Origin of the sequence: Sphingobacterium sp. Lzh-3, assembly GCF_046764375.1 — a bacterium.
GTDB lineage: Bacteria > Bacteroidota > Bacteroidia > Sphingobacteriales > Sphingobacteriaceae > Sphingobacterium.
The window spans coordinates 2,008,360-2,033,217 of sequence record NZ_CP177226.1 but is presented as its reverse complement, the minus strand read 5'-3'; the positions used below and the strand labels follow the sequence as shown (position 1 = coordinate 2,033,217).

Here is a 24,858-nt window from a genome sequence, read left to right as displayed (position 1 = left end):
CAGCATTATTTTACTAAATTCCTATTGATCAAGGTTCTAATTACACCGTCGACAAGTCCAACCCGTGGAACAATGATTTGTTTTAGGCGGCCGTGCTTCATAATCGTCAGGAAAATCTCACTTGCTGGTATAATTACATCCGCACGATCTTCGTTCAAACCCAATAAAATAATACGCTCTTTCAAAGAAAAGGAAGATAAATGCTCATATACCGCTTTCAATTTGGCATAAGATAATGGTTTATCCAATTTTTCATTGGAAAGACGCGCAAGCTTATTAATATTTCCGCCAGTACCGATCCCAACCACTTGCTTATACATGTGGGTATTGCTTCGCACCCATTCTTTCAATTCATCCCAGGTTTCTGTCTTATCCTGATTGTCCAAAATACGGATCGTCCCTAAGTTGAAAGATCTAGAGTTTACCAAAACACCATTGGCGAATAACGACAATTCCGTACTACCACCACCAACATCAATGTAAAGATAAACTTTATCTTTCTCCATCTTATTATCCCAATGACTATTATAAATAATCTCAGCCTCTTTTGCCCCTTCGATAATATCGATGTTTATACCATTTTTCTTGACTTCCGCAACAATGTCGGCCCCATTTCGCGCATCACGCATGGCCGAAGTCGCACAGGCCATATAGTCCTCCACGTGATAAACATCCATCAACTCCCGAAAAGCCTTCATTGTTTTGATCAAACTCTCGGCTTTTCTTGGTGAAATTTCCTGATGAATAAATGCATCATCTCCCAAACGGAGTGGAACACGTAACAGTGTATTTTTCTTAAAATTATATTGATCTTTCTGTCCTATAATGTCAGCTATCAAAAGACGGACTGCATTGGAGCCTATATCTATTGCGGCGTATCTCACTTTATATACGATTTCATTAAATTACGCTAAAATAAACACAGTTATTAAAAACTATGTTATACAAATGTTAAGTTATCATTAATTTAACAAATAACAAACGATTATTACAGGGAATTCTTGCCAACACAATACCTAATATTGTCTTACAACAACTAAAATTCATGTTTGATCAAAAATATGACCTCATTTCCCGACAAAATTATCTCGCTGACAATCAACTGACTCAGGATCAGATAGCATATCCTGTCGAAACGCAGTACCTGGAACAAATCCATACAGAAAATCCATTATTGCCAGCAAAAAACTCATAAAAAAAGGAATATTCATTTTAATGAATACTCCTTTCCTTCTATTTACCTTATTTCTTAATGATGGTGTTCTTCAACTTTACCACCAGCTAATTTATAGATCTCTTCCACTTTTTTCAAAGACTCTTCCGAAAGATGAATAACGTCTTTGTTTGTATTGTGTTCTTCATGAGACAATCTTGTATTGATCTCACCTTGTTTTTCAACTACAAGTGCTAAAAATGCTTTATCGTTGAATGCAGCTGTACTGTCCGAACCAATTGAGGCAGGAACTTGAAATGCAGGCACACCACGTTGTGCATCGCCAACATGTAATTCTTTCGCTAAATTGTCCAATTCTGGCAATACTGTTGCGTAAGCTTCTTTAATCTTTGCAGCTACATTTTTCACCTCCGCTGAAGTAGACTGTTTTGCAGCTACATCGGCAAGGTTTACCAAGTAGTTTCCATTTTCGCCAACGAATTTAATCATTGCAAAGGCATCACCATCCGCCAAGGATGCATTAGAGTATTGACGCTGTCTATCTGCAGCTGTTTGACCACAAGATGCAAATAATGTACCCGCACAAGCCGCAACAATAAATAACTTATTAATCTTCATATCAATTTTGTTAACTATACAAAAGTAGATAAAATATATGTTCTCCGAAACCCTATCCGTGAAAAGAAAGAAAAATTACGCAACATTTCTTCCGGCATTCACCACGCCAAAGATTGTACGCGCGATTAACTTCGAATAATCTTCACGTTGTGCATCAGTCAGCTGATCCGAATTCAATGCACGAATCGCAAAATGTTGTATAACCAATAACGGTAATACAATTCCCTCCCGCGCTAAAATCGATTCACGATCCACCGGATAATTCTCCATCAATTTTGAGGTTCCGCTCAATTTTAACAAATATTCTTTTGTTATTTGGTACTCGGCATACAACGTTTTCCAAAAATCACCATAAATAGGATCATCTTTCATATATGCTGTAATATCAAAGTTTGACTTTGTCATCGACATCATACAGTTGTCGATCAATGTCTGGAAAAATCCAGATGAAACATATAATTGCTGTACATCCTTCCACAGGTTATTTTTTTCAGCCCATTGCAATGCTGTTCCAACACCATAAAACCCAGGGATATTTTGTTTCAGCTGGCTCCATGAGGTTACAAAACTAATCGCCCGCAAATCTTCCAATCGCAATTCACGGCCTGAATTACGTTTAACAGGCCTACTTGAAATATTGATTGACGACAATGCCTTCAATGGCGACATTGTCTCCAAATAAGGTAAAAACAATTCATTGGTTCGTAGATCCATAAACTTATGATGACTCAACTCCGCCAGTTTATCAATGATCTCCTGTTGATGCTTGGTTAAAGTATCGCCCACACGTTGTTTCAAATCTGAAATAATGCCGGCGTGCAAAAGTTGCTCAATATTAAATCGCGCCGTATCTAGGGAACCATACTGACTACTGATTGTTTGTCCCTGAATCGTCAACTGAATATGATCGTTGGCGATCTCTTTACCCATGGATGCGTAAAAACGTTGCGTTTTACCGCCACCACGTGCCGGAGGTCCGCCGCGGCCATCAAAAAATACCAGATCAACATCGTATTCGCGTGATATCGCCGTAAGTTCGATTTTCGCGCGATAGATCGACCAGTTCGCCATCAGGTACCCACCGTCTTTGGTACTATCTGAATAACCCAACATAATCGTCTGTTTGTTTCCTCTTCGTTTCAAATGTGCCTTGTACTCCTTATTACTGTACAAGGTTTTCATCACGTCCGCTGCTCTCGTCAAATCGTCGACAGTCTCAAACAAGGGCACAAAATCGATCGTTAAAGCATCCTTCTTCCATCCAGACCATAAAAATAATTGACGCAGTCCCAAAATATCACTTGCTTGCTGGCAATTACTGATGATAAAGCGTTGTGCAGCTCGCTCAGAACCCGAGCGTTGAATCTCCTTTAATAATTTTATTACGCCGGATGTATCCTTCGTCAATGGATCTGCATCCTCTCCCACCGTTAGGTCAAGCTCTTTGAATTTTAATGCTTTTTGCTTATCATTTTCACCAAGCGCCAGATAATCCAATGGCATTCCAGTCTTTTCCTGGTTGTGTTGAATCAGATAATTGGTAGCCTCACGTAAAATGCGGCTGTCTTGTCTGATATCCAATGTGGTAAAGAAACAACCAAAAGTCATCACTTTACGGAGTAGATCATCAACGATCTCTACAAAAAGTCCATTGTGATATTCCTCCAGAACATTTTTGATTGCTTTGAGATTGGTGATAATATTATCGGTTTCATCCGCTGGATGTTCGACTGGATTAAAACTGTTGTCGTAGAACAATGTTTGCAGATTTTCCATATACTCCTCCACTCCTCGAAATGTGATACGTCGTCTAACAATACGGAAATCTCTATAATAACATCTAAACAAGATAGTACGTAACAATGCGGCAACTTTCTTGGTGCTATCAACACTTACGTTAGGATTACCGTCTCGGTCACCCCCCGGCCAGAAGCCAAGCTCAATCAATTGTTTGACCTCTTCGGTATCGACATCCAATTCATCGTCAATGAAGGACTGAATTTCCGATGCCACCTTATAAAACACATTTTCCAAAAACCAAGCTAAGCTTGCAGCTTCATCAACTGGAGTAGGTTTATTTTTATTGATGAAAGGTGTTTTACCCAATTGCTGTAACAGTAGATGGATACTATGAATATCATTGGTCTTGATTGCATCAATAAGATCATTGATAATCCCTAATACCGGTCCCGGATAAAATTGAGTAGGATGTGCAGTCAATACAAGACGTACAGAAAAATCCTTCAATTTTGACACAATCTTACGACGCATATCGTCGCTACCTTCGGCATTTTTAATTAATGCCCCCAAGACGTTTTCATCGTCGCCGCGACCCACCATCTGAAATGACGAATCTTCGATCGCATCAAATAAAACAACCTGGCGCTCTATATATTGAACAAATCGAAACAACAAATCGATACGTTGTTCTTCCGAAGAAAATTCCTCATGTTGATCGAAGAAACTCTTTATGATTTCATCAGGAGTTAAATGCTGATCCACACCCTTTTCACATTGCTTTGCAAAAAATGGCAATAAAGTACCGGTATCTTTAACACGCTGAAATGGCAATGTTAAAAACAAACTTTTGAAAAGCTCAAAGCGTGTCAATACCTCGTCCTGAAAGACGGCTTCATTTTTACTTTGCTTCATATTTAAATCTTTGAAAGTGGTCAAGAGAGTTTAGGTGACTCTTGATATTCTGTAATGTCTCTGAAATTACCCTACGGAGCCAAATATAACAATATTATATTTAAACAAATAAAAAAATATAAATTAATCAAAAAAACTATTAAAATATTATAAACATACTAACAGAATTTAGTAATTTTTCATTTTTAACACATTAGTACTGCGTCGTATGGGAACAGAATTAGATCTTTACCCTTCGCTCATTCAGCCCCCATGCAAAAAGATCGTCTTTTGTGGGATAATATCCAACAAATGAACCTGCCATCATCAGCGCCGAAAAGAGTAAACATTGAAGAACAATTGTTTTTAATATGAAAAGCAATTTATCTAAGTTTGTACTATACACATTATGAAACAGACACAAGAAATAAAAAGTTTTTTCTATAGCCAATATTTTGCAGATGGACTCCGGATTACCATCGGATGTATCGTGCCTGTCCTAATCTTTGCAACCATCGGACAATTTACCAATGGAACGATTGTTTCTTTGGGAGCCCTTCTGGTGGGCCTATCGGATACACCCGGAGCGCCTAGCCATAGGAGAAAAGGAATGATTGCGGGAGCCATATTGACTACTTTAACTTTTATTCTGACTAATATCGTCAATCAAAATGTTTATCTATTAGCAATATTTATCGGCGCAGCATGCTTTATATTCGCGATGTTTGCTGTATTTAATGGTAGGGCTGCCAATGTCGGTCTCATGTGCATTCTGATGATGTTGATCCATGTGCAGATTCACTCCCCCTTTACTGAAGCCATCAACTATTTAGGTTTCTATACTTTAGGGGGGCTATGGTATATCGCCATTAGTCTCTCTATCACCCAGGTACGCCCCTACCGTTTGGCCGAACAGGAGCTATCTGAAACAATTCGTTATGTTGCTGATTATATTAGACTTAAAGCTAATTTCTATGATGCTAAAATTGATAATGACAAGAACTACCTTAAATTAATCGATAAACAGGTTGAAGTCAATCAGCATCAGGAAAACCTACGGGATGTATTGTTTCAAAGTAAACGATCGATAAAAGATACCACAAAGGTAGGCCGTTACTTAACCCTTGTTTTCAATGATATTGTCGATCTCTTTGAGCAAAGTATGGCGGCTCACTACGATTATAACACCATCAGTGAGCGCTTTGGTCCCACTGGCATCTTAGAAGATTTCAAAAATGTAATCTTAAAATACACCAATGAGCTGGATAATTTAGCATATCAACTCAATACAAATACACAGCCAAAACCATTATACGATTTCGATTCAGATCTCAGCCGCCTTCATGCCAAAATTGATCAGCTGGACAAAAACCAGCAATATAGCACTTTTGCTTTAAGAAAGGTATTGATCAATTTACGTGATCTGGTTCGTCGGATCAAAAATATCTATGGCTACTCGCATCTACAACCTGATGATGTCAAACGAAAAGAAATTGACGACGCGAAACGCTTTGTTCAAAGCTCTGCAATTGATTTTAAAAAGTTTCGGGAAAATCTTACCCTAAAATCCACCATATTTCGCCATGCCTGCCGTATGGCGATTGTCATGTCGGTTACTTATTATGTCTTCGAGGTCACCAATATCACAAACAATGTATACTGGATCCTGCTGACCATTATGGTCATCTTAAAACCTGGCTTTGGACTCACAAAAGAACGAAACATCCAGCGCCTCATCGGCACAACGATAGGTGGACTTATAGGTGCTCTTATTCTTTTAACCATCCATGACCCAACCATACTATTCGTTCTTTTGGTATTCTTTTTTTTGACAGCATATAGCTTATTCCGTGTCAATTATGTTATTGCAGTACTTTTTATGACACCGTATGTATTAATTATGCTGAGCTTTGTTAGCGCCAATACGCTGGATGTCACAAAAGAGCGCATACTGGACACCTTTATCGGCGGCATGATCGCTTTCCTATCCAGTTATATAATTTTTCCTAACTGGGAAAGCATGCAAGTCAAGGAATCCATGCGAAAACTGCTCATCGCCAACTATAATTATATCTTTCAGGCATTAAAAGAAATTGCAGGTCAAGCACCTTCTATCACGGATTACAAATTGACTCGCAAAGCTGTCTATGTTGAGACAGCCAATATGGGCTCCACATTCCAGCGTATGCTTACTGAACCCAAAAAGCGTCAAAAATATAGTAAGGAAGTCAATAAATTCGTCATATTCAACCATATTCTAGCCTCCTTTTCGGTGACATTGATGAACCATCTCGACGAAATGGACAACAATTATATTAATAAGGACCACGTAAGGGCAATCCGAAAAACATTGAGCTCCCTGGAGCAATCCATTCAGCTCCTACATTCCGAGGACAGCGTAAACGCGTTTGTTCCTTTAACAATCGAAATCCCCAACGATCAATTTGATAATACAGATATCAGTTCAGTCGATGGACAACTATTGACCGAACAGTTGGACTTTCTGAGTAAAATTGCACAGGACCTCCATAAAATAGTTCAAGATCTACACGCTAAAAGCACAGCAATGTCAGAAAATGAACTGCAAAAAGCTGTAAGCTGATTTATTCTTTAAAATTCTCGACATTTACACCATGAGCGATATGATAACACGGTACGACCTGATTATAGTTGGTGGCGGGCCAATTGGCTTAGCCTGTGCCTTAGAAGCTAAAGAAGCGAATTTAAGCTATCTTATTCTTGAAAAGGGCTGTTTGGTTAATTCACTATATAATTACCCGCAAAATATGACCTTCTTCTCCTCATCCGAAAGATTAGAAATTGGTGATATACCCTTTGTTACGACCAACCCTAAGCCAAAACGTATGGAGGCATTGGAATATTACAGGCGAATACAGCAAAAGTTCGCACTAGATACACACCTATTCGAAGAAGTACTTGAAATCAAGAATGAAGGCACTGAATTTATGGTCTACAGCAGCAAAAGCACATATTTGACCAAAAAAGTCATCATCGCTACAGGTTTTTATGACATCCCGATGTTGCTTAATATTCCAGGGGAAGAACTTCCTAAAGTTAGACACTACTACGATGATCCGCATTACTACAGCAGCCAAAACGTAATCGTTGTGGGCGCCAGCAATTCATCCATTGATGCTGCACTCGAAACTTATCGAAAAGGAGCCCGTGTTTCTTTGGTGATCCGTGGTAGTGAAATCAGCCGCCGGGTAAAATATTGGGTAAAACCTGATATTGAAAATCGAATAGCCGCTGGTGAAATCGATGTGTACTATAATAGCCACTTAACAGAAGTTACCGCAACTACTGCCCGTATCCAAACACCCAATGGCATGGTCGAACTTCAAAACGACTTTGTGCTAGCCCTAACCGGCTATCGCCCAAATTTTGATTTCTTGAAAAAGATCGGAATTGATATTCCCGAGGAGGCGCCTTGCATTCCTAGCCATAATGAAGAAACAATGGAGACAAATATTGCCGGAATATATTTAGCAGGGGTCGTTTGCGGGGGCTTAAATACCCACCTTTGGTTTATTGAAAATTCACGGATTCATGCCAAACAGATAATCGGCCACATTCGCTCGACACTTACTTAACGAGCTGAAAACGTAAACCATTTAAGAAGATTTTCATCATTTTCTTCTGTAAACTGAGAATATGATCGAATTCTTCTTTTGTTGGGAACAACATTTTTTTCATATCCTTTAATATGCCCATACGCATACCAAATAGTGAATACAGAAGGATCCGCGCAGTTTCATTGATATCTTCAACCCGTATCTCGCCAGCGTCAATACCAATCTGGAGAATCTTCTCGATAATTTCTACTTCCCGTAGATAGGATTCTTTAAATACCTGCTCCAACTCATCCGGAAGCTCTTTCACCATTTTCATGGTGTATTCGAATAAATTATAATACTGGTTGATAATCTTGACACGCATATCAATGGAATACATCATAATCTCCTCAAAATCCCCGCCTCTTCCAATGACTTCTTCAATGTCCTCGATCATTTTATCAATAACATATTCGAAAACAGCAGAATATAAACTATTCTTATCCGGAAAATAATAATACAGCAATGCTTTTGAAAAATTGAGATCTTTGGCTATTTCCGACATCGTTGTCTTAGCCATTCCAAAATGTGCAAAGCGCCTTGTCGCAGCTTCTAGAATTTTGATTCTTTTTACATCTGCATTACCCATTAAACATATATTTTTTATCGTTAAATAAACGGTTTATACTATCTTTACCGATTATCATGCTAAAGATAGCTGATTTTTTTGAATTTCTGAAAACTAAAGTCAATATGAAATTAAACATTCAATCGAATATATCTTTAAAACCGTTCAACACGTTTGGAATAGACGAAAAGACAAATTTTCTAATCGAAGTGAATGACAATGAAACATTGACCGAAATTTTTAAAAACAATATTTTTAAAGAGAACTTTTTCGTTCTTGGAGCTGGTAGCAATGTCCTTTTCACCAAAGCATTCGAAGGCTATATTATTCGAATGAACAGCAAGGGTATACAATCAAGAATAGATGGGGACGATGTCTATGTCACAGCGCAAGCTGGAGAGATCTGGAATGACTTCGTTTGGCATTGTATTGAACATAATTATGCTGGCATTGAAAACATGGCCCTAATTCCCGGCACTGTTGGTGCTTCTCCTGTGCAAAACATCGGTGCATACGGTACCGAGTTAATGTATGTTTTTCACGAATGCCAAGCTTTCGATACACATTCTGGCATTTTTGCGACATTCAAGAAAGAAGATTGCAATTTTTCCTATCGGGATAGCATTTTCAAAACGGAACACAAAGGAAGGTTTATTATTACACAGGTAACCTATAAACTGAGCAGAACCCCGCATATCAATACGACTTACGGTGCAATAGAAGCCGAACTTGCCAAAGAAAATATAACGAATCCAAGCATTGCAGATATCGCAACCATTGTATCTAAAATCCGTGTAGAAAAACTTCCTGACCCAAGTACAGTTGGTAATGCCGGGAGTTTCTTTAAAAACCCGGTCGTTACTGCATCCATTTTTGAGCCGCTTCAGAAAAAATATCCTATAATACCGCATTATCCTATGCCCAATAATGAAACAAAATTGGCTGCTGGATGGTTAATAGAACAATGCGGTTGGAAAGGAAAAGAATATGGACAAGCAGGTGTATGGAAAAATCAGGCACTTGTACTAATAAATAGACAAAACGCTACAGGACAGGAAATTTATAAGCTATCGGAACAAATTATAAGGGATGTAACCAACAAATTTGGCATAAAGCTAGAGCGTGAGGTTAATTTACTGTAAAGATTTAAAAAAAGTAAAAATACTTTTTTTAAATATGAAAGCAATATAAAAACAGCTCTCACCTTGGCTAATCATCACTTTGAGCTAATTTTATTTACTTAAAGTTAGTTTACGCACACGTTTGCCCTTCTTAAAATAATCTTAAAATTATATTAACAAATCGAATTTTACCATTTTTGGCGCATTATTTGCCTCATACTTAATGAACCGCATTTTATAAACGTACTGTTTTGTAAAAAGAACAGTTATAATTCATTAAGCTATGACAAAGAATGAATTTGACACCATGGTTATTGAGCAATCGGACTCATTAAAACTCTACGCCAGAAATTTTACCAGCGACTACGAAGATGCCAACGATCTCGTTCAGGATACCATCCTGAAAGCTGTAACCTATTTTAAAAATTTCAAAGAAGGAACCAATTTGAAAGGATGGCTTTACACCATCATGAAAAACACGTTTATTAATAACTATAGACGTATTGTGAAAACCAACTCTTTCATTACGAAAGACGAGGATATTTCTAATTCTAACCTCCTATTATCCGCTTCTTCCAATCAGGGCGAAAGCAAATTTGTCATGGAAGACATCCATGAAGCTTTATCCAGTCTTTCGGAAGAATATTACATCCCGTTTTCGCTATACTACGAGGGGTTTAAATACCACGAGATATCCGAACACTTAAACATTCCCATTGGAACGGTAAAAACGAGAATTCATGTCGCTCGAAAATTAATGAAAAGATCACTATCGGCATATAAAGTAGCCTAGTTTTCCTATCTTCGCCTTTTTACAATTACGAATGGCAGAAGAATTACCAGAATACAGCAAAAGCCAACTGGCTTTACGTAACGGTCAGGACAAACCACAGATTTGGGTCGCCTATAGCGGATTTATTTATGATGTCAGCGAAAGTAGACTGTGGAAAAACGGAATGCATTACGAGCATTGGGCCGGACAAAATCTAACTGAGGAGCTCCAAGAAGCCCCTCATTCAGCATCTGTATTTTCAAAATTTCAGATCGTCGGAAAACTGAAAGATCAATGATTATAAATTAAACTGAGATAGGGCAACAAAAGCGTTCAAACGCTTTTGTATGTCCTCTTGGGTCAGATCAACCAAACGATCTGTTCCAAATTTCTCTACACAGAACGAAGCTAGCGCAGAGCCAAAAATCAATGCATTCTTCATGTTTGTAAAGTTTATACTTTTTACTTTGGCAAGATAGCCGATAAAACCTCCCGCAAAAGAATCACCCGCACCGGTTGGATCAAACACATCCGCTAACGGTAGTGCCGGAGCAGAAAAAATCTGGTTCTCTCCGAAAAGAAGCGCGCCATGCTCTCCTTTTTTGATAATTAAATATTTAGGTCCCATTGCTAAAATGACTTTTGCAGCTTTAACCAGAGAATACTCCCCTGACAGTTGCCTTGCCTCAGAATCATTTATAGCCAATACATCAATTTTTAGAAGCACCTTCCTTAAATCGTCCATGGCAACATTCATCCAGTAGTTCATGGTATCCAGAACAACCAGCTTAGGTTTGTGCACCAAGCGCTCCAACGTTGTTAATTGTATTTGAGGTGTAAGATTACCCAAAAGAAGATATTCACAATCCTGGTAGCTCTCCGGGATAATTGGATCGAAATCAGCTAATACATTTAAGTCTGTCGCCAATGTATCACGACTATTCATGTCGTTATGATACCTTCCCGACCAAGAAAAAGTTTGTCCCCCGGTGATCACCTGAACACCCGTCACATCTATGCCGCGTTTCTTGATAAGATCAAGATTGTCGTCTCCAAAATCCTCCCCAACAACGCTGACCAACTTGATTTGATCACATAGATATGATGCCGCCAAACTAGCAAATGTACCGGCACCACCTAGAATTTTGTCAGTTTTACCGAACGGCGTTTCTATTGTATCGAAGGCCACCGTACCAATAATTACTAAACTCATAGTTTTTTAATAAGCATGGTAAACAAAAAAACCGGCGTAAAGCCGGTTTCAATATTGCTCCTGAAGCTGGGCTCGAACCAGCGACCCTCTGATTAACAGTCAGATGCTCTAACCTGCTGAGCTATTCAGGAATTTATTTTTCGAGAAATTCCTTTCTCATAGAGTGTACAAAAGTAGTACATTTTAATATTATTTGCAAATAAAATATTTGCATTGTTGCTCCTGAAGCTGGGCTCGAACCAGCGACCCTCTGATTAACAGTCAGATGCTCTAACCGGCTGAGCTATTCAGGAATGAAAAATTGAATATTTTAAAAACCCCGGTTATGTAAGTTATTAAATTGCTCCTGAAGCTGGGCTCGAACCAGCGACCCTCTGATTAACAGTCAGATGCTCTAACCTGCTGAGCTATTCAGGAGTGTTTTTCAATTTTCCCGGAGACCCTATCGCGTTTCCGTGATGCAAGTATCGGAAGATTATTAGAATACTACAAATTTTTTGAGCACATTTTTTACAACTTCCTAAATTCCAATTAGAATAATTTAATTTTATTTTTCTTCCACCTCCACAAAAACCGTTTTTGAGCGCCTAAACCAACATAATCCTTTTTTTTATATACAATGCCTATCATCTAACCAATCGACAATAGCCTAAAATCGATAGCTAAAGCAATACACCTTTCAAAATCAGCGTCGCGACACTAAAATAGATCAGCAAGCCTGTCACATCGACCAATGTCGACACAAAGGGCGCCGAAGAACTTGCAGGATCAGCCCCAAGCCGTTTCATCACAAAAGGCAACATAGAACCCATCAAAGATCCCCAGAGCACAACACCAACTAGGGATAAGGAAATCACCAATGCAACCAATACCCAGTATTCCCCATAGCTATGCGCGAAAGATTGCCAGGCCATAATCCGTATAAATCCCAGCGTTCCCAAAATAAGCCCCAATAACAAACCCGATATGATCTCCCTTCGCATCACCCGCCACCAGTCGCCTAGCGTAACTTCCCCCAAGGCCATCGCCTGAATAATCAATGTTGAAGCTTGCGAACCACTGTTACCGCCACTTGAAATAATAACAGGCATCAGCGCAAACAACATTATTGCACTCGCCATTTGCTCCTCAAAGTGTTCAATAACCGTCGCTGTCAAAAGTTGCCCGAGAAATAACACAATAAGCCAACCGGCTCTTTTTTTCACCAAGTTCTTAATCGACACATCCAGATAAGGCTCATCCAAAGCCTCCGTTCCCCCGATACGTTGCATATCTTCCGTGTACTCCTCGTTTGCTACCCAAAGAATATCATCGACAGTTACTATCCCCAACATTACCCCTTGCTCATCAACAACAGGCAGGGCCACCCGATTATTCATCCGAAAAATATTGATCGCTTCCTCTTGTGGGTCGTAAGCATTTAGCGATATCAGACGATGATCGATCAGTTCACCAACCACAGTATCTGGCTCAGCCATCAGCACATCTTTAATCCGAATATCGTCAACCAGCTTCCCGTTGCCATCAATCACATACAATACATCGATCGTCTCCGAATCCCTTCCGTAACGTCGGATATGTCCCAATATCCGTTCAATGCTCCAATGCTCTTTTACAGTAATATAATCAGGAGTCATCAGACGCCCAACACTGTCTTCTGGATAGCCCAACAACGCCAAGGCTTCAACACGATCTTTGGGCGGTAACAATAAAATTAAATGCTTTATATCGTCCTTCATTTCTGAAAAAAATGAGGTCCGATCGTCAGGTGGCAACTCGTTAATTAGAGCACTAATTTTCGCTTTAGAAAGCTTCTTAAAAATCCTGTTTTGAGTAGGAAAATCAAGGATACGAAAAACGTTGACTGCGCGATTCAAATTTAACGATTCTATAAATAGTGAACCATGTTCGGGCAACTCATCTATCAGCTCCTCAACTTCGGAAATATTTAATTCATTCAAAAATTCTTCCAGCCCATCAAGATCTCCACTTGCTATCAATTGCTCTATTTGATTCACCTGCATTTCCAGTTCTTCCATATCTCCTATCGATTTAAAAAGCCTACATCTACATAAAATTTATACGTTACAAAAATCGCTTTTTTAAAGTAAATTCTGCATAAAAAAATAAATAATAAAAACCTATTATCTATCACATCAATTGGAATAAACAAAGCACTTATCTTCCAATATCCAAAATTAAAACAAGACATTTTGTCATCAATAAAAAATAAAGAAAAAAAATGCCCCCGCATCATTACCTACAGTTCCAAACTCCGAAAAGAACGAGACTACTCATCACCTCCTTATCAATGCACTTTCTTAAAACAGATCAAACCTCTAATTGCTATTCCGTGAACATATCATCAAAATCAACCCTCCATAACGGCAAGATTTTTCTATAAAAAAAGCAAACATATTTTCCTGACATTATCCCTAGAATCGCCAATTATTTAAGTATATTCGTCGTATGCTTTAACCTGTTCAATCAAGGGCTCCAAATCAGACTTACCTGACATTTCAGATATCTTTTTGAATAAAAAAAAGCAATAAAAAGCGAGAAACAATAAATTCATAACAAATTGCTATTCAGTATTTAAAAAACATTTATAGAAACTTAAAGTTTACAAAAAAGACGTTAATAAAACTAAAAAAAATAGCAAACACTAAATATCCGGAAATTAATGAGACATAAAAACATAATTATCAACACATTATCATTATTGTCATTAATAATATATTCACAAAAAAGTTCCGCTCAATTTTTTGAAGACAGCCAAGCCCCTTTAAGCCAAAAATGGTATAAGATTGAAACGAAGAATTTTCAACTTATCTTCCCCGAAGAAATGAAGAGCAAGGCCCCTACCCTAGCTGACCAGGTTAACCGATCGCTGCGTACAACTTCTAGAAATTACAAAATAACACCGCGGAAAATTCCGTTCATTATCCATAACACGAATCTACAAACGAATGGTTTTGTCCAACTGTCTCCACGTAAGTCTGAACTGTACAGCACCGCCGGAGCAGAGCCAGACAATCAGACCTGGCTACCCAATTTGATCCTGCATGAGTCAAGACACGTAAGTCAATTTGACAAATTGACAGGCAAACTACGCGCCCCATTTTTTGAACAATTAGCCCTAGCCTACTATGGACTGACCGTCCCTTCTTGGTATTTCGAAGGGGATGCAACGCTAACTGAAACGATATATTCGGAAGGAGGAAGAGGGAGATTACCCGCTTTTGAAATGCCAATCAAAGCAAACTTTCAATCGAATCACAACTATAGTTTTAATAAATATTTACTGGGATCTTATAAAGATATTGTCCCGAGTTACTATACAATCGGCTATCTGATGACCTCCACTTTAAAATCAGAATTACCCTCGAATTATGAAGCCGACCTCTTTTCAGAGCTTAACAAAAAACCGCTATACCCCTATAATATCAATCGCGTTTTAAAGAAAAAAATAGGTGGAAATAGTACCTATTTATACAACAAAACAATAGCAAATTTAGATGCCATATGGACTAAAAAAACAAGCGATTATCAATACCAGAAGTACACAGAAATAAATAAAAAAAACAACAGTTATTACAACAGTAATTTATTGCCGAAACATAAGAATGGTCTGATCTATTTTATTAAACAGAATCCACAAAAGACCAATGCAATTTACACCTATGATACGGCAACAAACACAGAAAATAGGCTCGTCAAAACCGGCATACAGTTGACGCCACATTTTGACGTAAACAGCAATTACATCGTATGGGATGAGCTTCATAAAGATCCACGTTTCAACAAGAGAACATACAGCGTCATCAATATCATGAATCTCAAAACAGGGAAAATTAACCAGCTCAGCAAACAGACGAGATATTATTCACCTATTTTTAGCCCACTAGACGAAAACATCGCATGTGTTGAGGTAGATTTATCCAACGATAGCTATCTGACGCTTATAAGCCTTAAAAACAACAATGTCATCAAACGGATTAAAATAGGCAACGCTGAACAGCTCCAGCATCCGGCTTTCAACGCCGAAGGAGATAAAATAATTGGCATACGTTTGTCCCAATCTGGAACTGCCCTATGTGAAATTGACTTGAATAATAACAAAATCTCCAACCTAACACCATGGGGTAACCAACAATATGAAAGGCCACAATACCTTTCAGGTATGAAGATCATCACAAAAGCTAACTTCAATGGTATCGATAATATCTACACTATTGATCGCTTATCTGGTAAAAAACAGCTAGTGACAAAAGCACAGTTTGGCGCCTTCAACCCTTTTTACGACAAGGATACAAGGCAATTATTCTTTAACGATTACCAATACAATGGTTACAAAATCGCCCAAACATCCATAGACACAACATTTGATATCCGTCCCGAAACAGATTATTTTTCGCATTACTATAGCACAGCATTAACGAAAGACAGCATAAAAAACATTGCTTCCATCGCAGGAGACACAAGCCAACACTACCAAATTGTTCCTTATAGTGGGCTAGGTAGAACGTTCAATTTTCATAGCCTTTCGTTAAGCAGCAGTAATTTTGAAAGTTTCGACAATTTTAAACCCGGCGTCTTCTGGTTATCAAACAATATCTTAAACACCACACAAATTGCACTGGGATATGAATATGACACCGACATTCGAAAAGGAGTATACTCGGCAGAACTGACCTACAACAAGTACTTCCCAAAATTCTCATTACGTTATGAAAACAGAGGGCAAATCGCAGCAGCAAGCATCCCTAATAAACCAGACAGTAGCATCCGCTTCGACTGGCGCGAGCATTATATATCCTCACAGATCTCCATCCCACTCTCCTTTTACAGAAGAGACTACGTCTATTCCACTGGATTCAACCTCGCAACAGCTTATCTAAGGCGCTATGATCTTAGCCGAACAGATGTCAAAAACTTTAATTACGAGACTGCATTTCCATTAACATATCAGCTTTACCTCAATCGCAATGCGCGTATGGCCAGTATGGATCTCTACCCAAGATGGGGGCAAAATTTTAGCGTCACCTATCGGCATACCCCCTTCGAAAACAATGCAAAAGGTGAAATTTTATCAGCACGAACAGTATTTTATCTACCTGGATTCATGAGCAATCACGGCTTTCAAATCAGACTGAGTGCCCAAACAGGATCAGGAATTTATCAATATATCAACGATATCCCTTTAGTGAGTGGATTCAGCTACTACAAATATGAAAAAATAAAAAATACGGTATTGGTCAACTATCGTTTCCCCATAGCTTATCCCGACCTTGGTTTAGGATCCTTAGCTTATATTAAACGCGTAAAAGGTGGAATATTTGCCGATTATCAAAACATACACAAACACAGGGAGATTTCACCAAAAAGTTTTGGAGCCTATCTATCGCTTGATTTCAATGCATTCAGATACCCACTTCCAGATTTCGAATTCGTCGTCAAGGGCAGCTATATCAATGACAACACGGCAACGCAACGTGTTGTTCCAACATTCAGTTTAAACTACACTTATTAGGGATGAATAGCCCAGTTAAAATTCAGTGCCAAGGCATAATGATCCGACAGAGGCAGCCCTTTCATATTGGTGAATAGGTTATTTTCTATATTATAATCCCGGGCAGCAAGACTTAGGTGACTGCTGCTCCGGTAAAGAATCTTATCGATAGATTCGCTTTGATTACCGATAGACAACATATGTGGAGGCTTAAACTCATGTCGCACCTCTGGCACTAAACCTCCATTTTCGAGCTCAACCCAGCTGTCAACCAAAGCTGTGGAATCCATAAAATCATGCAGGTTATCATCACAAAAACTATAATGGGCATTAAAGTCACCCATGACAATAAGCGGCTTATCGCTCGAATGTTCCCCGATATAATCACGTAACTGATTGAGATTATCTCGACGTGCGCTTGAAGCTTTCCTGCTATTCTGCGCATTCGCATGAACGTTATAAACATCCAACCATACTTCAGGAACGATTTCTACCTGAACTAAGGTAAAGCCCTTCGGTGTTAGAAAATCTGCTCCCGTACGTTTCTTCCAGGGCACACGAACAACATCGGTCATTGGAAAATGAGACAAGGTATTGAGACCATCACCAAAGGGAACACGTCCCTTGGTTTTCGTGCGATAGGGATGTGAATTCCCACCCCAATATAAACTTCTATTATAATTGAAATCCTCCTGTACATTAACAATATCAAAAGGATTGATCTTCTTTCCAATTTCAGCAATACTTCTACTTCTACCTGTAATCGCAGAAGAAATAATCCCGGGCAAGCCCGCGACATTATACGTCAGTACCGAAAAAAAACCAGAACTACCTTTTTCTTTACTCTTATTAGCATCCATCAATATCTGCATATATAACCCATGTCATGATAAATTTAGCAAATACAATAAAAACTCACCAGTACTACACAAACATTTAACAGATAATTGATTTAATCTGACATTACATCAATAGTTTAGTACATAATACAGATCTTTTTAATAAAAAAGGGACAACATAACGTTGTCCCTTTTCTAAAAATTTGATTTATATTAATCTTCAAGTGCCTTCACACCCGGAAGAACTTTTCCTTCCATGTATTCCAAAAGCGCACCACCACCGGTACTGACGTAACTTACATCCTCAGACATACCAAATTTACTTACCGCAGCAGCAGAATCCCCCCCTCCTATTAAAGAGAATGCACCATTCTTCGTTGCTTCCACAACAGCATCAGCAACAGCTTTGGTACCCTTCGCAAAGGTATCAAATTCAAAAACACCCATCGGACCATTCCAAAGAACTGTCTTAGAATTTTTGATGATCGCTGCGAAATTTGCTGCAGACTCCTGCCCGATATCAAGACCTTGCAAATCTGCCGGAATTTGATCATTTGGTCCATCATATACATTGGCATCGTTTGAAAATGCATCTGCAATCTGAGCATCCGTAGGAATAACCAGGTTAACACCTTTTTCCTTCGCTTTTTTTACCAACTCATTCGCTAAATCAAGTTTATCGATCTCAACCAATGATTGACCAATTTCACCGCCTCTAGCTTTGATAAACGTATAAGCCATGCCTCCACCGATCAAAAGATTATCAACTTTATCCAATAAGGCCTCAATTAACTGAATTTTATCAGAAACTTTTGCGCCACCCATGATTGCTGTAAAAGGTCTAACCGGATTATTCAATACTTTCTCCGCATTTCCGACCTCAGCTGCCATCAGGTAACCGCTATATTTAGCCCCTGGGAAGAATTGTGCTACAATTGCTGTCGAAGCATGAGCTCTGTGCGCTGTACCGAAAGCATCGTTTACATAGACATCTCCCAATTTGGACAACTTCTCTGCAAACTCAACATCTCCCTTTTCTTCTTCTTTATAGAAGCGAAGGTTTTCTAGCAATAAAACCTGACCAGCTTGCAAAGCTGCAGCCTTTTCTACAGCCTCTGCACCGATACAATCATTGGCAAACTGAACATCAGTACCTAAAACCTGTGAAAGATGAGCAACAATATGTTTTAATGAATACTTATCAGTAGGACCATCTTTTGGCCTTCCTAAGTGGGACATCAATATCACGCTTCCACCATCATTCAAAATCTTCTTTATTGTAGGAGCCGCTCCCTGGATACGATTATCATCCGTAATATTGAAATTTTCATCCAAAGGCACGTTGAAATCCACACGTACCAAGGCTTTTTTACCTGCAAAATTTAAATCGTCTACTGTTTTCATTATGTAACTTTATTGATTTGGGATTAGGTCGTTTTGTCAAACGAACAGCTAAATATAAAAAAAAGCATTTGCTTTCATTGGAAATAATTATTTATTAATGGCAATTCTTACCTTGGATCGAACTACTCGTCACACAACGTAAGAATTACCTCCATCGTGATAAACCATAATAATCTACAACCATCCGACGATTGGACTCCCTTTGCGAATCAATTGCTAGTGAATCTCAACGCTATAAGGCAATCTCGCCTGCACACCCGTCTGTGCTGTAGCTTTTTTCATGACATCAAAATAACGATAGTATTCGCCCATTTGCTCTTTTGCAACCCAAACTTGGACTTTTTCTTTTGAATTATTCAATATTGAGGTAAAAGGATCCTCTTTCTCCGGATACTGGGACACCTTGTATTTGCTCAAGTTGGCCTTTTTAGCGGCAGCCTGAATAGCGGCATCCAAGTTTCCGAGACGGTCAACCAATTTATTATTCAATCCTTGCGCACCGGTCCAAACTCTTCCCTGCCCAATACTATCAACATCAGCAATGGATAATTTACGGCCGTCTGCAACAACTTTCGTAAATGTACCATATACTTTATCAACTTCCCGCTGGATGATATCCCTTTCTTCCGCTGTCAACGGGCGATCAAAAGAAGTCATCAAATCCGCAAACTTACCCGTTTTTACACCATCGTAATGTACTCCAATCTTATTGTTCATCAGATTTTGGAAATTAGGAATCACGCCAAATACGCCAATAGATCCTGTAATCGTAGTAGGTTCGGCAAATATCGAATCCGCTGCCGCTGAGATATAGTACCCTCCCGATGCAGCTAAATCTCCCATGGAAACGATGACAGGCTTCACTTTCTTGGTCAAGATAACTTCCCGCCAAATAATATCTGAAGCCAAAGCAGACCCTCCCGGTGAATTAACACGCAAAACAACAGCTTTGACTGCATCATCTTCTCTTAATTTTCGTAGTTCGCGGGAGAATTTATCACCGCCGATTTGGCCAGGTCCAGTACCCTCACCGTCAACAATTTCTCCAGCAGCATAAAGAACTGCGACTTCAGATCCACTCGCATCGTCTTTTACCTTTTTATTATAATCCAGTAGAGAAACAAACGATATTTCATCTTTTTCCGAAATTTTCAAACGTTTTCTCAAGTCTGACAAAAGTTCGTCTTTATACAGCTTGGCATCCGCAAGCTTATATTTAACCGCATCGTCCGCATCCCGAACGCGATAGTCATTTGCTATAGCCCGTAATGAATCGGCAGCAATATTTCTGCTCGCTGCTATTTCATTAATAAAAGTACTGTATATACTTCCCAAATATGATGTTACCTGCAAACGATTGGGATCACTCATTTTATTCAAAAAGTAAGGTTCAACAGCACTTTTAAATGTACCTACCTTCACAATCTGCATCTCTACTCCAACCTTATCCAAGAGGTCTTTATAGAACATCGTAGAACTTGCCAAGCCTCTGAAATCAATCGTTCCTTGTGGATTAACATATACTTTATCAGCGATGCTCGCTACATAATAGGCCTTTTGGTCATACCCGGCATTATAAGCAACAACAAATTTTCCGGTTTTCTTAAAGGCCAAAAGTTCGTCCCTGACTTCCTTTAAGCTCGCAAAACCAACTCCGATATGACTAGCATCTAAATAGATCCCTTTAATATTCCCATCCGTAGCTGCATACTTGATCCTCGCCAAAATATCGTCCAACCCAATATTTTTAGTAGAATAACCTGGAAGATTGAGACTACCCAAAGGATTCGCTTCACTTCGCTCTGTAATATCATAATCAAAAGATAGGTATAAAACCGAGTTGCTTTTAACAACAATCTCCTGATCAGAGGACGCCGAGCTGATAATCGCCCCAATTATCCCCATCAAAACAATAAACAACACAACAAAAGAGATCACAATCCCCGTAATTGTTGCCAGTACGTACTTAAAAAATGATTTCATATTTTGTAATTAAATCCGATCCATAAGATATCTTCCAAGAGAAAGACCTATTTTTCACTAAAGGTAAGGCAATATTTTTTATTCACCCAGTCTTTTATTTCATCTACACCACATTTTATTCGCGAAATTAAGGAGCCTAGCCTGAAAGAAATCTACCTATCCAAAGATCATCAATACCCTAAATCCAAAGAAATAGCCGAAATTCAAACAACTAAGTTCCCCAAAAGCTTAATTTAGCATTATGAATAAGATTTATATACTTTTGGGCACTAACCTCGGAGACCGTTTTCAACAGCTTGATCTAGCGAGAAAACAACTTGAAACACACGTTGGAGAAATTATTGAAGTTTCTTCGATTTATGAAACAGCGGCCTGGGGAGTTGAGGACCAACCAGCCTTTTTGAATCAGGTCGTTTTAGTAGCGTCCGAGTTACAGCCTTCGGCATGTTTAAATCTAACACAACATATCGAACAGGAATTAGGACGTATCCGCATAAAAAAATGGGGTGAAAGAGTAATTGACATCGATATACTCTACTTTAATCAGGAAATCATCGACTTGCCCGCACTGCAGATCCCACACCCTTATATCGCCGAACGGAAGTTCACACTCGAACCATTGGTAGAAATAGCTCCGGGCTATATCCATCCCGTTTACAAAAAAAATAACGTATATTTATTGGATAAATGCAAAGACGACTTACCCGTAAAGAAATTAGCGACGATGAACCATATCGACATTGAACTGATCCGCCAAAACATGTTTGACAACCACGAATTAATCAAACAATTTGTATCCATGTATCTTATCCAAACACCTGTGGATCTCGACAAGCTCCGACAAGCGGTAGCTGAAGGTGATCTTCAAAAGATTGGTGATACAGCCCATCATATCAAACCGACAATGGACTATATCGGTGCCTTTCACTTAAAAGAAAAATTTGAGGAATTAGAGACCAATGCAAAAAATGAAGAGTCTCTCGAGGGCCTTCAGGCCACCTTCGATATTATAGATATCGAAATGAAAGAGCTCCTGTTTGAATTGGAACAATATGAAAAAACGATCTAAACCAGATCGTTTTTTTTATTGAAATGCAATGCCGATAATAGGAAATATAAAACTAAAATAATCGGTAAAGCCATAAATTGACCAACAACAAACAAGATCAACGTCAAGATCAAAAATATAAAGCGAAACTTATTCGTTTTCCAGTCCATCGAACTAAATTTCATCGAAAACAACCTAATTTCACTCACCAATAGATAACTGGTTAGAAGAATACTAACGATTAATACAATCGGATTTAAAACCAATTGCGGGTACTTGTCTGCAATATAAGGCAGTGAAAGTACATAAAATGTATTCATTGGCGTATTCAAGCCAATGAAATCAGAAGTTTGACGCTCATCCAGGTTGAACTTTGCTAAACGTAAGGCCGAGAAAACAGTAATGATAAACCCTAGATAAGGCAACAGAGAGCCATCAGGAAACACCTTTGTCAATAGGGTAAACATAATTGTCCCGGGTAAAAAACCGAAACTGACCATATCGGCCAACGAATCAAGCTCTTTTCCGATTGGTGATTTAACATGAAGAAGCCGCGCCACCATCCCGTCAAAAAAATCGAATATCCCAGACGCAAAGACACAAATAGTAACCACTTGAATATTGCCTTGCAATGCCATCAATACAGCGATACAGCCACTAAATAAATTTAGGCAAGTCAGTAGATTTGGGATATGTTTTTTCATTTACAGGATCAATTTTATAAAAAAAGCCATCATTCGATTAAAAATGATGGCTAAAATATCAAAATTTGATGGGATTACCCATTCATACTGATCAAAAATTCTTCATTTGATTTAGTTCCACGCAATTGACCTTGTAAAAATTCCATGGCCTCTGTAGAATTCATATCAGATAAGTGATTACGAAGTACCCAAATACGTTGTAATGTTTCTTTGTCAGTCAATAGATCATCGCGACGTGTACTGGAAGCTGTGATATCGATCGCAGGGAAGATACGTTTGTTCGCCAACTTACGATCCAACTGTAATTCCATATTACCTGTACCTTTGAATTCTTCAAAGATAACTTCATCCATTTTAGAACCTGTATCTGTTAATGCTGTTGCTAAAATTGTCAATGAACCACCGTTTTCGATATTCCGTGCGGCACCAAAGAAACGTTTTGGCTTATGTAAAGCGTTAGCGTCCACACCACCTGACAAAATTTTACCTGACGCAGGCGCAACTGTGTTATATGCACGAGCCAATCTTGTGATTGAGTCTAACAAAATAACGACATCATGTCCACACTCTACCATACGTTTCGCTTTCTCAAGCACGATATTAGCGATTTTCACGTGGCGGTCAGCCGGCTCATCAAATGTTGAAGAAACAACTTCAGCACGCACGCTTCTCGCCATATCAGTAACCTCCTCAGGACGCTCATCAATTAATAAGATAATCAAATAAACTTCTGGGTGATTCTTTGCAATAGCATTTGCAACCTCTTTCAACAAGTTTGTTTTACCTGTTTTCGGTTGAGCAACGATTAACCCACGTTGACCTTTACCTATTGGCGTGAATAAATCCATGATACGTGTCGAATAGTTTCCAACACCCATATCCAAATTTAAACGCTCATCGGGGAACAATGGTGTCAAATAATCAAATGGCACACGATCCCGTACCTCAGCAGGATTTTGCCCATTGATAGCCTCAACCCTTACCAAAGGAAAGTATTTTTCACCCTCTTTAGGAGGACGAATACTACCACGTACCGTATCACCAGTTTTCAAACCAAATAATTTGATCTGAGATTGTGATACATAAATATCATCAGGAGAAGTCAAATAGTTGTAATCTGATGAACGTAAGAAGCCGTAACCATCAGGCATAATCTCCAATACACCCTCATTAACGATCACATTATCGAAATCTGTACTTGAAGAAGTGTTTTCTGCTTTAGGAGTTTGTGTTGCTTTTTCAGGTTGGGGACCTTTATCTGCTGATGGTACGTCTTCGGTTGCAACCGGGGTTTCGTCTTGCTCAGAAACTTCACGTTTTCTTACCGTGACAGGTTCCGCAGTCTTTACGGTCCGCACACGTTTACGTGTACGTTCAGCATGTTCCTGGTTATCTTCCTCTACTTTAGCTGCTTTTTCAGCTGGCGCTGGAGCTGCTTCCTCTTCCCCACCAGTATTGCTAATTCTTTCGATTAATTCTTGTTTACGCAATTTATCAGCATCTGCGATACCGATCAACTTAGCAATCTCGCGCAATTCCGATACGAGTTTAGCGTTTAATTCGTTAATATCCATTAATGTGTTGTGTATGATTTTTGGATTTTTTTTTGAGCTTTTTTCTGAATTCTGATTACACA

Annotated in this window: 19 protein-coding genes and 3 tRNA genes; 8 read left to right on the top strand and 14 right to left on the bottom strand. The window is 38.8% G+C overall.

The features are described from left to right. Positions 1-5: 5 nt before the first annotated feature. Entirely contained in the window at positions 6-884 is an 879-nt protein-coding gene (locus ACLCDV_RS08345) for an exopolyphosphatase (RefSeq protein WP_075991755.1), read from the bottom strand. A gap of 161 nt (positions 885-1,045) precedes the next feature. On the opposite strand from ACLCDV_RS08345, the gene ACLCDV_RS08340 reads away from it, so the two are divergent. Then, positions 1,046-1,195 (top strand): hypothetical protein, encoded by a 150-nt coding sequence (locus ACLCDV_RS08340; RefSeq protein WP_317667686.1) that lies wholly within the window; start codon positions 1,046-1,048, stop codon positions 1,193-1,195. Between the two features lie 54 nt (positions 1,196-1,249). On the opposite strand, the gene ACLCDV_RS08335 is transcribed toward ACLCDV_RS08340, so the two are convergent. Then, complete coding sequence (locus tag ACLCDV_RS08335; RefSeq protein ID WP_070570475.1) at positions 1,250-1,792, bottom strand: hypothetical protein; 543 nt, start codon at positions 1,790-1,792, stop codon at positions 1,250-1,252. Between the two features lie 75 nt (positions 1,793-1,867). Next, positions 1,868-4,444, bottom strand: a complete 2,577-nt coding sequence (locus ACLCDV_RS08330; protein ID WP_411973416.1) for a phosphoenolpyruvate carboxylase — start codon at positions 4,442-4,444, stop codon at positions 1,868-1,870. Positions 4,445-4,832: 388 nt separating this feature from the next. Here ACLCDV_RS08330 and ACLCDV_RS08325 point away from each other — a divergent pair, with 388 nt between their 5' ends. Both ACLCDV_RS08325 and ACLCDV_RS08320 read left to right on the top strand, forming a co-directional pair. Then, a complete protein-coding gene (locus ACLCDV_RS08325; protein ID WP_411973415.1) occupies positions 4,833-7,025 on the top strand; it encodes an FUSC family membrane protein in 2,193 nt (730 codons plus the stop codon). A 40-nt stretch (positions 7,026-7,065) separates the two neighbouring features. Beyond that, entirely contained in the window at positions 7,066-8,037 is a 972-nt protein-coding gene (locus ACLCDV_RS08320) for a YpdA family putative bacillithiol disulfide reductase (RefSeq protein ID WP_333577934.1), read from the top strand. Here ACLCDV_RS08320 and ACLCDV_RS08315 read toward each other — a convergent pair. Then, entirely contained in the window at positions 8,030-8,647 is a 618-nt protein-coding gene (locus tag ACLCDV_RS08315) for a TetR/AcrR family transcriptional regulator (RefSeq protein ID WP_317667689.1), read from the bottom strand. The two genes, ACLCDV_RS08320 and ACLCDV_RS08315, sit on opposite strands and share 8 nt — an antisense overlap. Before the next feature lie 104 nt (positions 8,648-8,751). Between ACLCDV_RS08315 and murB the strand changes: the two genes are divergently transcribed. From murB to ACLCDV_RS08300, 3 genes are all read left to right on the top strand, one after another. After that, a complete protein-coding gene (gene murB, locus ACLCDV_RS08310) occupies positions 8,752-9,768 on the top strand; it encodes a UDP-N-acetylmuramate dehydrogenase (RefSeq protein WP_411973414.1) in 1,017 nt (338 codons plus the stop codon). 262 nt (positions 9,769-10,030) lie between these two features. Then, positions 10,031-10,540, top strand: a complete 510-nt coding sequence (locus ACLCDV_RS08305; protein WP_317667691.1) for an RNA polymerase sigma factor — start codon at positions 10,031-10,033, stop codon at positions 10,538-10,540. A gap of 31 nt (positions 10,541-10,571) precedes the next feature. Beyond that, complete coding sequence (locus ACLCDV_RS08300; protein WP_317667692.1) at positions 10,572-10,817, top strand: cytochrome b5 domain-containing protein; 246 nt, start codon at positions 10,572-10,574, stop codon at positions 10,815-10,817. Here the strand turns inward: ACLCDV_RS08300 and ACLCDV_RS08295 are convergent, their stop codons facing one another. From ACLCDV_RS08295 to mgtE, 5 genes are all read right to left on the bottom strand, one after another. After that, the gene (locus ACLCDV_RS08295; RefSeq protein ID WP_317667693.1) at positions 10,818-11,732 is read right to left on the bottom strand and encodes a PfkB family carbohydrate kinase; all 915 of its coding nucleotides are present in this window, start codon (positions 11,730-11,732) and stop codon (positions 10,818-10,820) included. Between the two features lie 57 nt (positions 11,733-11,789). After that, positions 11,790-11,863 (bottom strand) — tRNA-Asn (locus tag ACLCDV_RS08290). An 88-nt stretch (positions 11,864-11,951) separates the two neighbouring features. Further along, positions 11,952-12,025, bottom strand: a tRNA-Asn gene (locus ACLCDV_RS08285). Between the two features lie 50 nt (positions 12,026-12,075). Beyond that, a tRNA-Asn gene (locus ACLCDV_RS08280) sits at positions 12,076-12,149 on the bottom strand. A 245-nt stretch (positions 12,150-12,394) separates the two neighbouring features. Next, on the bottom strand, positions 12,395-13,771 hold the full coding sequence (mgtE, locus tag ACLCDV_RS08275) for a magnesium transporter (protein ID WP_317667694.1): 1,377 nt from the start codon (positions 13,769-13,771) through the stop codon (positions 12,395-12,397). 806 nt (positions 13,772-14,577) lie between these two features. On the opposite strand from mgtE, the gene ACLCDV_RS08270 reads away from it, so the two are divergent. Continuing rightward, positions 14,578-17,265 carry a hypothetical protein gene (locus tag ACLCDV_RS08270; protein WP_411973413.1) on the top strand — a complete coding sequence of 896 codons (2,688 nt, stop codon included), beginning with the start codon at positions 14,578-14,580 and terminating at the stop codon, positions 17,263-17,265. Here the strand turns inward: ACLCDV_RS08270 and ACLCDV_RS08265 are convergent. The 3 genes from ACLCDV_RS08265 to sppA all read right to left on the bottom strand — a co-directional run bounded on the left by ACLCDV_RS08265 (position 17,262) and on the right by sppA (position 21,470). After that, positions 17,262-18,116 (bottom strand): endonuclease/exonuclease/phosphatase family protein, encoded by an 855-nt coding sequence (locus ACLCDV_RS08265; protein WP_317667696.1) that lies wholly within the window; start codon positions 18,114-18,116, stop codon positions 17,262-17,264. The two genes, ACLCDV_RS08270 and ACLCDV_RS08265, sit on opposite strands and share 4 nt — an antisense overlap. 180 nt (positions 18,117-18,296) lie before the next feature. After that, positions 18,297-19,487, bottom strand: a complete 1,191-nt coding sequence (locus ACLCDV_RS08260) for a phosphoglycerate kinase (protein WP_411973412.1) — start codon at positions 19,485-19,487, stop codon at positions 18,297-18,299. Between the two features lie 216 nt (positions 19,488-19,703). Beyond that, positions 19,704-21,470, bottom strand: a complete 1,767-nt coding sequence (gene sppA / locus ACLCDV_RS08255) for a signal peptide peptidase SppA (RefSeq protein WP_317667698.1) — start codon at positions 21,468-21,470, stop codon at positions 19,704-19,706. Positions 21,471-21,711: 241 nt separating this feature from the next. Here sppA and folK point away from each other — a divergent pair, with 241 nt between their 5' ends. After that, positions 21,712-22,539 (top strand): 2-amino-4-hydroxy-6-hydroxymethyldihydropteridine diphosphokinase, encoded by an 828-nt coding sequence (folK, locus tag ACLCDV_RS08250; protein WP_411973411.1) that lies wholly within the window; start codon positions 21,712-21,714, stop codon positions 22,537-22,539. Here the strand turns inward: folK and pssA are convergent. Further along, positions 22,536-23,222: a CDP-diacylglycerol--serine O-phosphatidyltransferase gene (gene pssA / locus ACLCDV_RS08245; RefSeq protein WP_341832672.1), complete on the bottom strand. Its 687-nt coding sequence runs from the start codon at positions 23,220-23,222 to the stop codon at positions 22,536-22,538. The two genes, folK and pssA, sit on opposite strands and share 4 nt — an antisense overlap. Positions 23,223-23,296: 74 nt before the next feature. Then, positions 23,297-24,796 (bottom strand): transcription termination factor Rho, encoded by a 1,500-nt coding sequence (rho, locus tag ACLCDV_RS08240; RefSeq protein WP_411973410.1) that lies wholly within the window; start codon positions 24,794-24,796, stop codon positions 23,297-23,299. Positions 24,797-24,858 lie beyond the last annotated feature (62 nt).

Coding starts and splice junctions, on each gene's coding strand:
- ACLCDV_RS08340 (WP_317667686.1), top strand. CDS start 1,046: ATGTTTGATCAAAAATATGACCTCATTTCCCGACAAAATTATCTCGCT.
- ACLCDV_RS08335 (WP_070570475.1), bottom strand. CDS start 1,792: ATGAAGATTAATAAGTTATTTATTGTTGCGGCTTGTGCGGGTACATTA.
- ACLCDV_RS08330 (WP_411973416.1), bottom strand. CDS start 4,444: ATGAAGCAAAGTAAAAATGAAGCCGTCTTTCAGGACGAGGTATTGACA.
- ACLCDV_RS08325 (WP_411973415.1), top strand. CDS start 4,833: ATGAAACAGACACAAGAAATAAAAAGTTTTTTCTATAGCCAATATTTT.
- ACLCDV_RS08320 (WP_333577934.1), top strand. CDS start 7,066: ATGATAACACGGTACGACCTGATTATAGTTGGTGGCGGGCCAATTGGC.
- ACLCDV_RS08315 (WP_317667689.1), bottom strand. CDS start 8,647: ATGGGTAATGCAGATGTAAAAAGAATCAAAATTCTAGAAGCTGCGACA.
- murB (WP_411973414.1), top strand. CDS start 8,752: ATGAAATTAAACATTCAATCGAATATATCTTTAAAACCGTTCAACACG.
- ACLCDV_RS08305 (WP_317667691.1), top strand. CDS start 10,031: ATGACAAAGAATGAATTTGACACCATGGTTATTGAGCAATCGGACTCA.
- ACLCDV_RS08300 (WP_317667692.1), top strand. CDS start 10,572: ATGGCAGAAGAATTACCAGAATACAGCAAAAGCCAACTGGCTTTACGT.
- ACLCDV_RS08295 (WP_317667693.1), bottom strand. CDS start 11,732: ATGAGTTTAGTAATTATTGGTACGGTGGCCTTCGATACAATAGAAACG.
- mgtE (WP_317667694.1), bottom strand. CDS start 13,771: ATGGAAGAACTGGAAATGCAGGTGAATCAAATAGAGCAATTGATAGCA.
- ACLCDV_RS08270 (WP_411973413.1), top strand. CDS start 14,578: ATGAAGAGCAAGGCCCCTACCCTAGCTGACCAGGTTAACCGATCGCTG.
- ACLCDV_RS08265 (WP_317667696.1), bottom strand. CDS start 18,116: ATGCAGATATTGATGGATGCTAATAAGAGTAAAGAAAAAGGTAGTTCT.
- ACLCDV_RS08260 (WP_411973412.1), bottom strand. CDS start 19,487: ATGAAAACAGTAGACGATTTAAATTTTGCAGGTAAAAAAGCCTTGGTA.
- sppA (WP_317667698.1), bottom strand. CDS start 21,470: ATGAAATCATTTTTTAAGTACGTACTGGCAACAATTACGGGGATTGTG.
- folK (WP_411973411.1), top strand. CDS start 21,712: ATGAATAAGATTTATATACTTTTGGGCACTAACCTCGGAGACCGTTTT.
- pssA (WP_341832672.1), bottom strand. CDS start 23,222: ATGAAAAAACATATCCCAAATCTACTGACTTGCCTAAATTTATTTAGT.
- rho (WP_411973410.1), bottom strand. CDS start 24,796: ATGGATATTAACGAATTAAACGCTAAACTCGTATCGGAATTGCGCGAG.